The sequence below is a fragment of the Ruminococcus sp. MSJ-25 genome (assembly GCF_018917825.1).
Classification (GTDB): domain Bacteria; phylum Bacillota; class Clostridia; order Oscillospirales; family Ruminococcaceae; genus Hominimerdicola; species Hominimerdicola aceti.
The window spans coordinates 61,670-74,281 of the sequence record NZ_JAHLPI010000014.1; the positions used below are offsets into that span (position 1 = coordinate 61,670).

Below are 12,612 nucleotides of genomic sequence, written 5' to 3' on the forward strand. Positions count from 1 at the left end.
CATTTTCAGGAGAAAATTATGACAAAAAGCATTTTTGGAAAATTCAGAAAATTAGAAAAAAAGAAGAAGCTCCAGCTAGTCATAGCAGTATCTCTCTCGGCGGTACTGCTTGTGGCACTGCCTGTTTATGCGTGGTTTACTCACAAACGTTCTATTGCACTTACAACAAAAATAAATGCCCCTACTCAGCTTTATATCACCGCAGGAAACAAAGAATCTGTGGCAAATCTTGAAATGGCAGATATTGACGTTGAGGACGGCAATTATAAAGACTTTGTTTTCGGAATAGGCGGGGCAGATGTGCAAAAATATCAAATACAGCTTGCACATACAACGAATATCCCTTTTGAGTATGAGATATACCGTGCGAAAGATGTACCGGAAGCTGATAAAAATAATGATACTGTAGTTTATGTATCTGATGAAGAGAATAAAACGTTTTATTACAATATAGACGGCATTAAGATCCCAGGAAGATATCTCAACCGACAAGGCTCGGAGATACTTGCTGACAGCACGCTTCATGAAAAGTCTTATGACAGTTACGGCAATGTTCAGAAAAATTCCGAAGCGCTTTATTGGCAATCGGACGCACTGACGGTAATTGACAATAAAGACCCGTTTTGCGATTATTTTATAATAAGAGTAAAATGGAATGAAAATGTCCAAAACAATAAAGAAACTGATATGGTCTACCTGACAGTTCAAAGAAAGTAATATATCACCAGACAGAAAGGAGGGCGGCTACTATGAAAGACAAATTTATAAAAAAGCTTAAAAGATCGTGGCTTGCAATATGGATAGCTTTTGCGGCAGCCGCACTCAGCACTGTTGGCGTTTTGGCGGCTTATACCAGCGTTTCAAGTGTGAAGCGAGTTGTGTCCACACAAAAGGGAGCTGGCATGCTGTTTTCATCTAATTATCTTACAACAGATGAAAATGATCTTCCAAGGACGATAACTTTTAGCAGTATGGAAACCTCGCCTTGTGTGACAGTCAATGTGTGCAACTATCCGCAAACAATGATAAAGCACAATGATAAGGATATCACATACACCATTACAGTTGAGCTTGTGGACAGCGACGGAAATGCCGTTACCGGAGAAGAAGCTGCAAAATATTCAGTTGAATATAACGGTGAAAAAAAGACTTTTGAAGGTAATTCAAAAATCGAATTTTCTTCACTTGTGCTTACATCAGATGATTTCAACAAGCATGAATTTGTGCTGACCTTTGATAAGTCACAGCTCACAAAGTCTGATATATACATGAAAGTGACAGCCGCACCTACAGATCAGGCAGAGTTGAAAACGCTCTCCGCAAAGCTTGGCGTTATCTATATAAATGATAACACATCAGCAACATGGACAGGCACATTCATTGACAATGCTACCTCGCCTAAAGATCTTGACGGCTTCAACTACCGCCTGTCAGGCAGTGGCGAGGGTACTGTCACCCTGACTTGGAATACGAACTATGTTGACATCAGCCCATGGTTTAAAAACACTTACAGCCTAAATGTTTCCACAGATGTAAATACAAAAATTGCCACTGCAACTATGAAAGTCGATTCTGCCGAGAAAAATCAATATGATATTCAGTTCTATCGAACGAACGGCATAAACGGTGCGGAGCAGTGGTCTGACGGTAATCATACCGATATTACGGTGAATGGAACGGGATTTGTTTCAATGAGTTTCACTCAAAGCACAGCGACAGAAAATTAGAATATGTACAAAAAAACGGACTGCAAACAAAATGCAGTCCGTTTTTCTGTAGGGACGAACAGTGTTCGCCCGTTTTTTTATATCCGTGTAATGTTCAGTACGAAAGCTTAGAGTGCAGACTTCAAAGCCTCAGCAAGCTGAGCAGGACATGATGTGCCACGTCCGTTGCAGTCGATACCCTCAAGTCTGTCAATAACGTCTTGAACCTTCATGCCCTCAACAAGCTTTGATACACCCTGTGTGTTGCCGTTACAACCACCTGTGAAATGCACTTTCTTTACGATACCGTCCTCTACTTCGATATCTATTTTTCTTGAACATACTCCCTTTGGAGTGTAGCTGATCGTTGCCATTTGAAAAACCTCCTATATCCTTGCTACGCCTGTTTCTCTTGCAGCCTTTGCCACAGCCTCAGCCACAGCGACCGGTACTGATCTGTCAAAAGAGTTCGGCAGTATAAATTCCGCATTGAGCTTGTCCTCAGGCACACAGCCTGCGATAGCCTTTGCTGCAGCCATTTTCATTTCCTCGTTGATGTCAGAAGCCCTTACTGCAAGCGCACCCTTGAAAATGCCAGGGAAAGCGATAACATTGTTTATCTGGTTAGGAAAGTCTGAACGTCCTGTGCCAACGATAAACGCACCTGCCGCCTTTGCTTCGTCAGGCATTATCTCAGGTGTCGGGTTAGCCATTGCGAAAAGTATAGGCTTATCGTTCATGGATCTGACCATTTCAGCGGTCACAAGCTTTGGCTTGGAAACACCTACGAAAGCGTCTGCACCCTTGAGTGCGTCAGCAAGAGAGCCGTGGAGCTTGTTCTTGTTTGTAACCTTTGCCATTTCAGCGTGAGCCTCGTTAAGATAATTGTCGCCCTCGCAGATTATTCCCTCACGGTCTACCATGATAAGATTGCCGATACCAAGAGAAAGCAAAAGCTTTCCTATAGCACAGCCGGCCGCACCTGCACCGTTTATTACCAGTGTGATATCCTCTATCTTCTTGTTTGCTACCTTGCAGGCGTTCATAAGTGCCGCACCGACAACGATAGCAGTTCCGTGCTGGTCGTCATGGAAAACAGGAATATCAACTTTCTCTTTGAGTTTTGCTTCTATCTCAAAACACCTTGGAGCGGCAATATCTTCAAGATTTATACCACCGAAACTGTCTGATATCATAGCGATAGTATTTACAATTTCGTCAACGTCATTGGACTTTATGCAAAGCGGAAAAGCGTCAACGTCTGCGAACTCCTTGAAAAGTGCACACTTGCCCTCCATAACAGGCATACCTGCCAGACCGCCAATATTGCCAAGACCAAGCACAGCAGAGCCGTCTGTGATAACAGCCACAAGATTTGCACGTCTTGTAAGCTCATATGAAAGGTCAGGATCTTTCTGTATTTCAAGGCAAGGCTGAGCAACGCCCGGAGTATATGCGAGAGTAAGGTCTTTGGCATTGTTTACCTTTGCTCTCGAGCAGACCTCTATCTTGCCTTTCCATTCTCTGTGTTTCTGTAGTGATTCTTCCATTACGTTCATTTTATACAGTCCTCTCTATTACAGCCAAACTAGGCTTTGTTACGCATTAAAGGAACATTACCGCATGATAATGTCCCTTTATTATACCATATTATTTCTCTGTTTTCACAGCCGCTTTGTTAGCTTTTTGTGAATTTATATGAATGAGCTTGAACAGCTTATCAAGATTTTCTTTATCAGTGGTCATGCTTCCGATATGCGTCATAGTTTCGTTATACAGACCGTGGAAGTCAGAGCCGCCTGTTACTATCAGGTCATGTTCCTTTGCGATGTCTGCAAGCTTCTGCTGTTGAGTTGGAGTAGCAGAGTGATGATATGCTTCAATTCCGTCAAGCTTGCCTGCCTCGATAAGTTCAAGGAGCAGCTCGGTGTTGTTGAACATAACAGGGTGTGCCATAACAGCAACGCCCTTTGCGGAATGTATAAGGTCAAGCACAAAGTTTACGTCAGGATATTCACGGGTCACAAGACATTCGCCGTTTGGATATGCAAAAAGCTTGTCGTTCACAGAGCCGTAAAGCTCAGTGGCATAGCCGTAATTTACCAATGCCCTCATGATATGCTGTTTGAAAATGCTTTTAGAGCTTTTTGTGTAGCGCAGTACAGCATCGGCAGGGATAGGATATCTAGCCGTCACCTTTTCTATCATTTCCTTTGCGCAGTCTTTTCTTATCTGGCATGACTTCAGGCAAAGACCTTCCAGCCTGTCAGGCTTCTGAGGCGCATAGCAAAGAATGTGTACTTTTGAATTGCGCTTCTTGTCCCATGCGGAAAGCTCTACCGCAGGAATGACCTTGACCCCATAACGTTCGCCAAGTATTTGCGCTCTGCTTGATGATGAAAGAGTGTCATGGTCTGTTATCGCAAGAAAGTCAAGTCCCATTCTTTTTGCCTGAACAATGACCTCTTCTATACCAAGCGAGCCGTCAGACAGCGTTGTGTGACAATGCAGATCTCCTGTCATACCTTTGTTCCTCCAAATCTATAAAATATATCTGTCATTTTCTGTATATATAGTACAGCCGTTAAATTTGACTAAATAATTATAACATATTTTATATACATTTGCAAGCACTTTTGAACAATTTACACAAAATTTGCACGAAAATTATATTATTTTGTCGTATATGACAAATCCACAGTGTCGAAATAGTGCGATTTAACGAAATATCAGAGCTTATATCCGAAGAATTGTTCGCAAAACCATACGTCTTTAACCTGAAAGCTCTTGCCGTTCAGATATTCAAGTATACCTGCGTCAGTGGTGAATTTAAAGGTGAGCTTGTACGAATAAAGTGCCTGCGTTTTCACATTGTATGCACGGTTGACTTTATTTATTCCGTATTTGCCGTCGCCGAGAAGTGGATAGCCAATGTGAGCAAGGTGCGCCCTTATCTGATGCGTTCTGCCTGTGATAAGGTCAACTTCAAGAAGAGCAAGTTCATCAGCCTTGTTTTCCGCAAGCACACGATAAGAGGTTATCATGGTGCGGCTGCCCTGAAACTTTTTGTCGGATACCCTGACGGTCTTTGTCGTCTCGTCCTTTTGATGATAAGCCGTGAGCCGAGCAGACTTTTCCTTTGGTATGCCAACTGTCACACAAAGATAGAGTTTTTCAAGCTCTCTGTCCTTAACTTTTTGATTAAGCACACGCAAACTTTCAGCATTTTTCGCACATATGACGATGCCCCCTGTGTTGCGGTCGATCCTGTTGCAAAGGGCAGGAGCGAAAGACAGCTCCTCCTCAGGACGATATTCGCCCTTTTCATAAAGATAGTGCTGTATCCTGTTTATAAGCGTGTCCGCCGAGCCGCTTTCGTCCTCATGTACCACAAGTCCGCACTTTTTGTCGCAAAGGATAATATTCTCGTCCTCGTAAATAATATTCAGTGCAGAGGGTGCGGAAAGAAATGCAGGCTTGCCGCTGTCGGTATCAAAAAATTCGTCATTGATGTAAAGCTGCATAACGTCACCGCAAGCAAGCCGTGTGGATATCTCACAGCGTTTGCCGTTGACCTTGATACGCTTCAGGCGCAGATATTTGTACAGCAGATTTTTAGGCAGCTTCGGCACAGCCTTTGTGAGAAACTTGTCAACACGCTGACCTGCGTCATTCTGATTTATGGTAAATTCTCTCATGCCATACCTCAGAGCTTCACACGAGCGGAGAATCCTCCGTCAATAAGCTCGTCAAGACCCGTGCTGTCAGCACCGCTTTCACGGAGAAGCAGAAGAATTTCTGACATATCGCAGGCTTTGCCTTTACGGCGGGATATTTCCTCTTCACATTTGATAGCATATTGTAAAGGCTTTTTGTCAGCAGGGAAGTTCACATCTGAGCCTTGAGCGATGAGCCATTTGATGAAATCAACACTTCGCTTGTCAGGCTTGAGAACACCGTCCTGCTCAACAAAGTCAGCACTTTCGATAGCAGTGAGCAGGAAAGTAAGCCCGTTGCTGTCAGTGTCGTTGTAGTCCACATCATCAGAGATGAATAAGAATTTAAGCTCTTCCAGTTCACGCTTTGAGAGGGTGTAGTTATATTCGTCATATGATCTATTCATGTTACGTCCTCCTGAAATTATTACTATAGTGATATTATAACCTAAAGTGTGGGAGAATGCAAGAGGGGAGCGGTATTAAGTGAGGAATGAGGAATGAGGAATGGGAAGAGCCCTGAGCGCAGCGATTTTGCGGCATGACAAACTCTCCCGAATAATCTGTAGGGGCGAACACCGTTCGCCCGTGCTCAGGATTTGCTGTAAATTCAGGATTGTCGGGGAGAATTTTTTGCTGCCGAACCTTGTTGTTGCCGTGGGCTTATTACTTCGACGAGCGAACACCGTTCGCCAGTGCTCAGGATTTGCTGTAAATTCAGAATTGTCGGGGAGAATTTTTTGCTGCCGAACCTTGTTGTTGCCGTGGGCTTATTACTTCGACGAGCGAACACCGTTCGCCCGTGCTCAGGACTTGCTGTTAATTCAGAATTGTCGGGGAGAATTTTTTTGCTGCCGAACCTTGTTGTTGCCGTGGGCTTATTACTTCGACGAGCGAACACCGTTCGCCCGTGCTCAGGACTTGCTGTAAATTCAGAATTGTCGGGGAGAATTTTTTTGCTGCCGAACCTTGTTGTTGCCGTGGGCTTATTACTTCGACGAGCGAACACCGTTCGCCCGTGCTCAGGATTTGCTGTAAATTCAGAATTGTAGGGGTGCGGTGGGATAATTTTGTTTCTATATCAAAATGTTGTTGCCGTGGGTTTGTTTCTTCGACGGGCGAACGGTGTTCGCCCCTACACATACATCGAGCTGATACCGCAGGTTGAGTAACAATACCAGTCCGAAAAATTGTACATATACGCAAATTCAAAAAATATTGATAAAAAAGCCTTTACAATTAAAAATAATTGTAATATAATGATTAAAACAACTGTTCGATTGAGGAGGCATTTATGGATAAGTTTCAGCTTGTTTCAGATTATAAGCTATCGGGCGACCAGCCCGAAGCAGTGGACGCTTTAGTAAAGGGTATCGAAAGCGGCATGAGAGAACAGACCCTTATGGGCGTTACAGGTTCAGGCAAGACCTTTACTATGGCAAACGTTATTGCTAGGATAAACCGTCCGACGCTGGTGCTTGCCCATAATAAGATACTTGCCGCTCAGCTTTGCTCTGAGTTCAAGGAGTTTTTTCCAAACAATGCCGTGGAATATTTTGTGTCCTACTATGACTATTATCAGCCTGAAGCCTATGTGCCTAGCAAGGACGTTTATATCGAAAAGGACAGCTCCGTTAATGACGAGATAGATAAGCTTAGACATTCCGCTACCTCCGCTATCGCTGAACGACGTGACGTTATCATCGTTGCCAGCGTTTCTTGTATCTACTCCCTTGGCGACCCTGAGGAGTATAAGTCCATGGTGGTGTCTATACGTCGTGGTATGGAGAAATCCCGTGACAGGCTTATCGCCGACCTTGTGGGTATCCAGTATGAGCGAAACGATATAAATTTTGTGAGAAACAAGTTTCGTGTCAGGGGAGATGTGGTGGAGATATTCCCTGCAAATTCCACAGACACTGCCATAAGAGTCGAGTTCTTCGGCGATGAGATAGACCGTATCACAGAGATAAATGTTGTCACAGGCGAGGTGCTTTGCTCCCTTGCTCACGCTGCAATTTTCCCTGCTTCTCATTATATCGTCAGCCGTGATAAAATGCACGATGCTATCGAGGAGATAAAGCAGGAGCTTGACGAGCGTATCAAGTATTTCAAAGATAACGATATGCTTATCGAGGCTCAGCGTATCGCACAGCGCACTAACTATGACATCGAAATGTTGGAGGAGATAGGCTTTTGCAGTGGTATCGAGAATTATTCCCGAGTGCTTGCAAGACGTCCCGCAGGCTCTACGCCATTCACTCTCCTTGACTTTCTGCCTAAGGATTTTGTGCTTTTCGTGGACGAATCACACGTTTCTCTGCCGCAGGTAAGAGGTATGTATGCAGGCGACAGGGCAAGAAAGCAGACACTGGTTGACTATGGCTTTCGCCTGCCGTCAGCAATGGATAACAGACCGCTGACCTTTGATGAGTTCTATTCTCATATCAATCAGGCAGTTTTCGTGTCCGCTACCCCTGGACCTATCGAGCAGGAAAAATCGCAGCAGATAGTGGAGCAGGTAATAAGACCAACAGGACTTCTTGACCCTGAGATAATCGTAAAGCCGACTGAGGGTCAGATAGAGGATCTGCTCAGCGAGATAAATATGCGCACAGCTAAAAATCAGCGTGTGCTTGTTACTACTCTTACAAAGAAAATGGCTGAGGATCTCACAAACTATCTAAAGAGCTTTGACGTCAAGGTGAGATATATGCACCACGATATCGACACTATCGAGCGTATGGAGATAATCCGTGACCTGCGTTTGGGCGAGTTTGACGTGCTTGTGGGTATCAACCTGCTGAGAGAGGGTCTTGATCTGCCTGAGGTAACTCTTGTGGCTATACTTGATGCCGATAAAGAGGGCTTTCTGCGTTCTGAAAGCGCGCTTATACAGACCATAGGCAGAGCCGCTCGAAATGCCGAGGGCAAGGTAATAATGTATGCCGACACGGTGACACGTTCAATGGAAAAGGCTATCACCGAAACGGAGCGACGCCGTGCAATACAGATGAAGTTCAACGAAGAACACGGCATAGTTCCGAAAACTATCGTCAAGGATATAAGAGATGTAATAGAAATATCCACCAAGGAAGAGGTGGAATACGAGGCAAGGCAGAAAACAAAGCTTTCAAAGCAGGAAACTGCAAAGCTCATAGAAAAGCTCACAAAGGAAATGAAAGAGGCGGCAAAGCTGCTTGAATTTGAGCACGCCGCATTCCTGCGTGATAAGATAGCGGAGTTAAAGGGCGAGAAGAAATGACAGAGCTTTATTTATCCGATTTGATGAAGCTTGGCGGTATCGACCCTGACGAAGCAGTGCTTATAAGGCACTCTGTCGGCGACATAGCATTTGCAAAATGCTATGAAAACGGCTCTGAGAGCATTGAACAGTATACACGCCTGCAAGCGGAGCATTTTTCTGACGGCTTTAAATATTGGCTGGTTTTCATTGGCGAAAAGGGCAGAGGTGCTAGATTTTTCGGGGCTTATACAGTAAAAGGCAAACACCCTGCCACGCCTGATAATATGCCCACAGGTTTTCCTGTGCCTGAGATGTTTGAAAGAAACGTTTATCAATATGACCTGGAAGCAAACGATTTTCTTTCGGATTATCAGGGAAGATTAGTCATAGATTGGGGCAACGCCGCAGTTGCATGGCACCAAAAAGCCACAAACCCTAAGAAAATAATAGCTGTGAACTCACAAGATTTTGTGGGCTATGATAACTTGATATTGAGCTTTGGACAGCTTAAAGATATTGTTGAAAAGCCTAATGTCTATGATAAATACATCTCAGCCCTGAGTGCTGTAAAAGCTGTTTATCTTATCGCTGACCGAAAAACAGGCAAGCAATATATAGGCTCTGCCACAGGTTCTGACGGACTTTTCGGCAGGTGGAAAGAGTATGTAAAAACTTTTCACGGCGGAAACAGCGGTATAAGAGATTATCTTGCGATATCATCAGATAGCTACAAAGATTTTCAGTTTTCCATTCTTCAGATATTTTCAATGAATGAGTCCAAAGAGAAAATACTGAATTGTGAAGCCTTGTGGAAAAATAAACTTCTGACCAAAGATTTTGGTCTAAATGACAATTAGTGAGAAAATGTAGTGGCGAACAGTGTTCGCCCGCCTGCATACCAATATGTGATTTTTCAATACCAAAAGGAGAGTAAAGAATACCAATGCCAATTAACGAGATAGTTATAAAAGGTGCAAGAGAGCATAATCTCAAAAATGTTGATGTTACCATACCGAGAGATAAGCTTGTTGTTATGACAGGTCTTTCGGGTTCGGGTAAATCTTCTCTTGCATTCGATACCATATACGCCGACGGTCAAAGACGTTATGTTGAGTCGCTGTCATCTTATGCGAGAATGTTTTTGGGTCAAATGGATAAGCCTGATGTTGACAGCATAGAGGGACTTTCCCCTGCTATATCCATAGACCAGAAAACTACTTCCAAAAACCCACGTTCAACTGTGGGTACTGTCACGGAGATATATGACTATCTCAGACTGCTTTACGCCCGTATAGGTGTGCCGCACTGTCCTGTCTGCGGAAGAGAGATACGTCAGCAGACTGTTGACCAGATAGTGGATAAAATAATGGAGCTTGACGAGGGTACAAAGATTCAGCTTTTAGCTCCTATCGTCAGAGGACGTAAGGGCGAGCATACAAAAGAGCTTGACCGTGCAAGAAAGTCGGGCTATGTGAGAGTGCGTATCGACGGCATAACCTATGACCTTTCGGAAGAGATAAAAATAGAGAAAAATAAAAAGCACACTATCGAGATAGTCGTTGACCGACTTGTTATCAAAGAGGGCATAAAGTCCCGTCTTACCGACAGTATCGAAACTGTTTCTTCGCTTACAGGGGGACTTGTGGGCGTTGACGTTATCGGCGGAGAGGAAATGCTTTTCTCTCAGAATTACGCTTGCCCTGAGCATGGCGTATCCATTGACGAGCTGACACCGAGAATGTTTTCCTTCAACAATCCTTTCGGTGCTTGCGAAAAGTGTACTGGTCTTGGTGTGTTCAAAAAGATAGACCCTGAGCTTATTATCCCTAACAAAGACCTTTCCATAAGGCAAGGTGCGATAAAAGCAAGTGGCTGGAACAGCCTTGAAGAAGGCTCTATCGCAATGATGTATTTCAACGCTATCTCAGAAACTTACGGCATTTCCCTTGACGAGCCTGTGAAAAATCTCGACAAGGACGCTATAGACGTTTTTCTGTACGGCACGCAGGGTCAGAAGCTTCACCTGAAGCGTGGCAACAAGTTCTATAAGGCTGACTATCAGGCTGAATTTGAGGGCGTTATACCAAACCTTGAAAGACGTTACAAAGAGTCTAACAGCGATTGGGCAAAGGCTGATATAGAAGCTTATATGAGCGATGAAAAGTGTTCTGCCTGCCATGGTGAAAGGCTTAAAAAAGAAAGCCTGAGCGTTACAGTTGGCGGAATAAATATCGCAGAGCTTTGTCACAAGTCGGTGGCAAAGGCACTGGAGTTTTTTGAAAACCTTGAGATAAGCGACCGTGACAAGCTTATCGGTGAGCAGATAATAAAAGAGATAAGGTCACGCCTTGGCTTTCTCAAAAGCGTTGGACTGGAATATCTCACCCTGTCACGTTCCGCAGGCACTCTCTCAGGCGGCGAGAGCCAGCGTATAAGGCTTGCAACGCAGATAGGCTCATCACTTGTGGGCGTGCTGTATATCCTTGACGAGCCGTCTATCGGTCTGCACCAGCGTGACAATGACAAGCTTATCGCAACCCTTAAAAGGCTTCGTGACCTTGGCAATACCCTCATAGTGGTCGAGCATGACGAGGACACCATGCGTGCGGCAGATTTCGTGGTTGACGTTGGACCGGGAGCAGGCATTCACGGCGGAGAGATAGTCTGCGCAGGAACTGTTGACGATATAATGAAGTGCAAGCGTTCTATCACAGGACAGTATCTCAGCGGTGCAAAGAAAATACCTGTCCCTGAAACACGCAGAGAGGGCAACGGCAAGTATCTGAAAGTCATCGGTGCAACACAGAACAATCTGAAAAACATAGATGTTGAGATACCTCTCGGCACTTTCACCTGTGTAACAGGTGTGTCAGGCTCAGGCAAATCATCACTTGTGAACGAGATAATCTATAAGGAGCTTGCAGGCAGATTAAACCGTGCGAAAATACGCTCTGGAGCGTTCAAGGAAATGCAGGGCATAGAGCATCTTGATAAGGTAATAGATATCGACCAGTCGCCAATAGGCAGAACGCCAAGGTCTAATCCTGCCACCTATACAGGGGTATTCACCGACATCAGAGAACTTTTCGCTCAGACCGCTGATGCAAAGATGAAAGGCTACGGCGCAGGACGTTTCTCATTCAACGTCAAAGGCGGAAGATGTGAAGCCTGCGAGGGCGACGGTATAATCAAAATAGAAATGCACTTTTTGCCTGACGTTTATGTACCGTGCGAGGTATGTGGCGGAATGAGATACAACCGTGAAACGCTGGAAGTCAGATATAAGGGCAAGAACATCTATGACGTGCTTGAAATGACAGTGGAAGAGGGCGTTGAGTTTTTCAGCGCTATCCCTAAAATAAGCCGTAAGCTTGAAACACTGTATGAAGTTGGTCTTGGCTATGTGAAGATAGGGCAGGCGGCTACAACGCTTTCAGGCGGTGAAGCGCAGAGAGTCAAGCTTGCAACAGAGCTTTCAAAAAGAGCCACAGGCAGAACTATATATATCCTGGACGAGCCTACCACAGGACTTCATACTGCTGATGTGCATAAGCTTATAGAGGTATTGCAGAAGCTTGCAGACGGGGGAAATACAGTGCTTGTTATCGAGCATAATCTTGATGTGATAAAGACCGCAGACCATATCATAGACTTAGGCCCTGAGGGTGGTGACGGCGGCGGAACTATCGTTTGCACAGGAACTCCTGAGGAGATAGCGAAGTGTGAGAAGTCGTATACGGGGCAGTATTTGAGGAAGATGCTGTAACAAATGAGGAGTGAGGAGTGAGGAATTGGCATAGCTGACCCTTGTGGCTCTTCAGTACGAGGTAAATGTATGCACCGAGTTTATTCTGCTATATGGTGCAGAGGGGTGCAGAAATGAAACTACCAAACAAAAAATAATCAAAGCGGTGTCGAGAAATAAAACTCGCACCGCTATTTC

At 44.6% G+C, this 12,612-nt stretch carries 10 protein-coding genes; 5 read left to right on the forward strand and 5 right to left on the reverse strand.

All coding sequences use genetic code 11. The annotated features are described in order from the left end of the window. Window positions 1-18: 18 nt before the first annotated feature. Together KQH97_RS04415 and KQH97_RS04420 are read left to right on the forward strand one after the other, a co-directional pair. Window positions 19-717, forward strand: coding sequence for a hypothetical protein (locus KQH97_RS04415; protein WP_216552952.1), 699 nt, complete (start codon window positions 19-21; stop codon window positions 715-717). A 32-nt stretch (window positions 718-749) separates the two neighbouring features. After that, window positions 750-1,727: a hypothetical protein gene (locus KQH97_RS04420; RefSeq protein WP_216552954.1), complete on the forward strand. Its 978-nt coding sequence runs from the start codon at window positions 750-752 to the stop codon at window positions 1,725-1,727. Window positions 1,728-1,834: 107 nt separating this feature from the next. On the opposite strand, the gene KQH97_RS04425 is transcribed toward KQH97_RS04420, so the two are convergent. From KQH97_RS04425 to KQH97_RS04445, 5 genes are all read right to left on the reverse strand, one after another. Then, window positions 1,835-2,080, reverse strand: coding sequence for a TIGR03905 family TSCPD domain-containing protein (locus KQH97_RS04425; RefSeq protein ID WP_022286682.1), 246 nt, complete (start codon window positions 2,078-2,080; stop codon window positions 1,835-1,837). Window positions 2,081-2,092: 12 nt separating this feature from the next. After that, complete coding sequence (locus tag KQH97_RS04430) at window positions 2,093-3,265, reverse strand: NADP-dependent malic enzyme (RefSeq protein WP_117905156.1); 1,173 nt, start codon at window positions 3,263-3,265, stop codon at window positions 2,093-2,095. A gap of 91 nt (window positions 3,266-3,356) precedes the next feature. Further along, window positions 3,357-4,229 (reverse strand): PHP domain-containing protein, encoded by an 873-nt coding sequence (locus tag KQH97_RS04435; protein WP_216552955.1) that lies wholly within the window; start codon window positions 4,227-4,229, stop codon window positions 3,357-3,359. A 206-nt stretch (window positions 4,230-4,435) separates the two neighbouring features. Then, on the reverse strand, window positions 4,436-5,404 hold the full coding sequence (locus tag KQH97_RS04440) for an RluA family pseudouridine synthase (RefSeq protein ID WP_216552957.1): 969 nt from the start codon (window positions 5,402-5,404) through the stop codon (window positions 4,436-4,438). 8 nt (window positions 5,405-5,412) lie between these two features. Further along, window positions 5,413-5,829, reverse strand: coding sequence for a hypothetical protein (locus tag KQH97_RS04445; protein WP_022286686.1), 417 nt, complete (start codon window positions 5,827-5,829; stop codon window positions 5,413-5,415). Window positions 5,830-6,716: 887 nt separating this feature from the next. Between KQH97_RS04445 and uvrB the strand changes: the two genes are divergently transcribed. The 3 genes from uvrB (at window position 6,717) to uvrA (ending at window position 12,435) form a co-directional block, all read left to right on the forward strand. Next, window positions 6,717-8,687, forward strand: coding sequence for an excinuclease ABC subunit UvrB (gene uvrB, locus KQH97_RS04450; RefSeq protein WP_216552959.1), 1,971 nt, complete (start codon window positions 6,717-6,719; stop codon window positions 8,685-8,687). Next, on the forward strand, window positions 8,684-9,526 hold the full coding sequence (locus tag KQH97_RS04455) for a GIY-YIG nuclease family protein (protein ID WP_117876157.1): 843 nt from the start codon (window positions 8,684-8,686) through the stop codon (window positions 9,524-9,526). The genes uvrB and KQH97_RS04455 overlap by 4 nt, the downstream gene beginning before the upstream one ends. A gap of 86 nt (window positions 9,527-9,612) precedes the next feature. Further along, on the forward strand, window positions 9,613-12,435 hold the full coding sequence (uvrA, locus tag KQH97_RS04460) for an excinuclease ABC subunit UvrA (RefSeq protein WP_216552962.1): 2,823 nt from the start codon (window positions 9,613-9,615) through the stop codon (window positions 12,433-12,435). Window positions 12,436-12,612: the final 177 nt, after the last annotated feature.

Excerpts from the sequence above, each read along its gene's own strand:
- KQH97_RS04430 (WP_117905156.1), bottom strand. The coding sequence starts at position 3,265 with ATGAACGTAATGGAAGAATCACTACAGAAACACAGAGAATGGAAAGGC.
- KQH97_RS04425 (WP_022286682.1), bottom strand. The coding sequence starts at position 2,080 with ATGGCAACGATCAGCTACACTCCAAAGGGAGTATGTTCAAGAAAAATA.
- uvrA (WP_216552962.1), top strand. The coding sequence starts at position 9,613 with ATGCCAATTAACGAGATAGTTATAAAAGGTGCAAGAGAGCATAATCTC.
- KQH97_RS04455 (WP_117876157.1), top strand. The coding sequence starts at position 8,684 with ATGACAGAGCTTTATTTATCCGATTTGATGAAGCTTGGCGGTATCGAC.
- KQH97_RS04435 (WP_216552955.1), bottom strand. The coding sequence starts at position 4,229 with ATGACAGGAGATCTGCATTGTCACACAACGCTGTCTGACGGCTCGCTT.
- KQH97_RS04415 (WP_216552952.1), top strand. The coding sequence starts at position 19 with ATGACAAAAAGCATTTTTGGAAAATTCAGAAAATTAGAAAAAAAGAAG.
- KQH97_RS04420 (WP_216552954.1), top strand. The coding sequence starts at position 750 with ATGAAAGACAAATTTATAAAAAAGCTTAAAAGATCGTGGCTTGCAATA.
- KQH97_RS04445 (WP_022286686.1), bottom strand. The coding sequence starts at position 5,829 with ATGAATAGATCATATGACGAATATAACTACACCCTCTCAAAGCGTGAA.
- KQH97_RS04440 (WP_216552957.1), bottom strand. The coding sequence starts at position 5,404 with ATGAGAGAATTTACCATAAATCAGAATGACGCAGGTCAGCGTGTTGAC.
- uvrB (WP_216552959.1), top strand. The coding sequence starts at position 6,717 with ATGGATAAGTTTCAGCTTGTTTCAGATTATAAGCTATCGGGCGACCAG.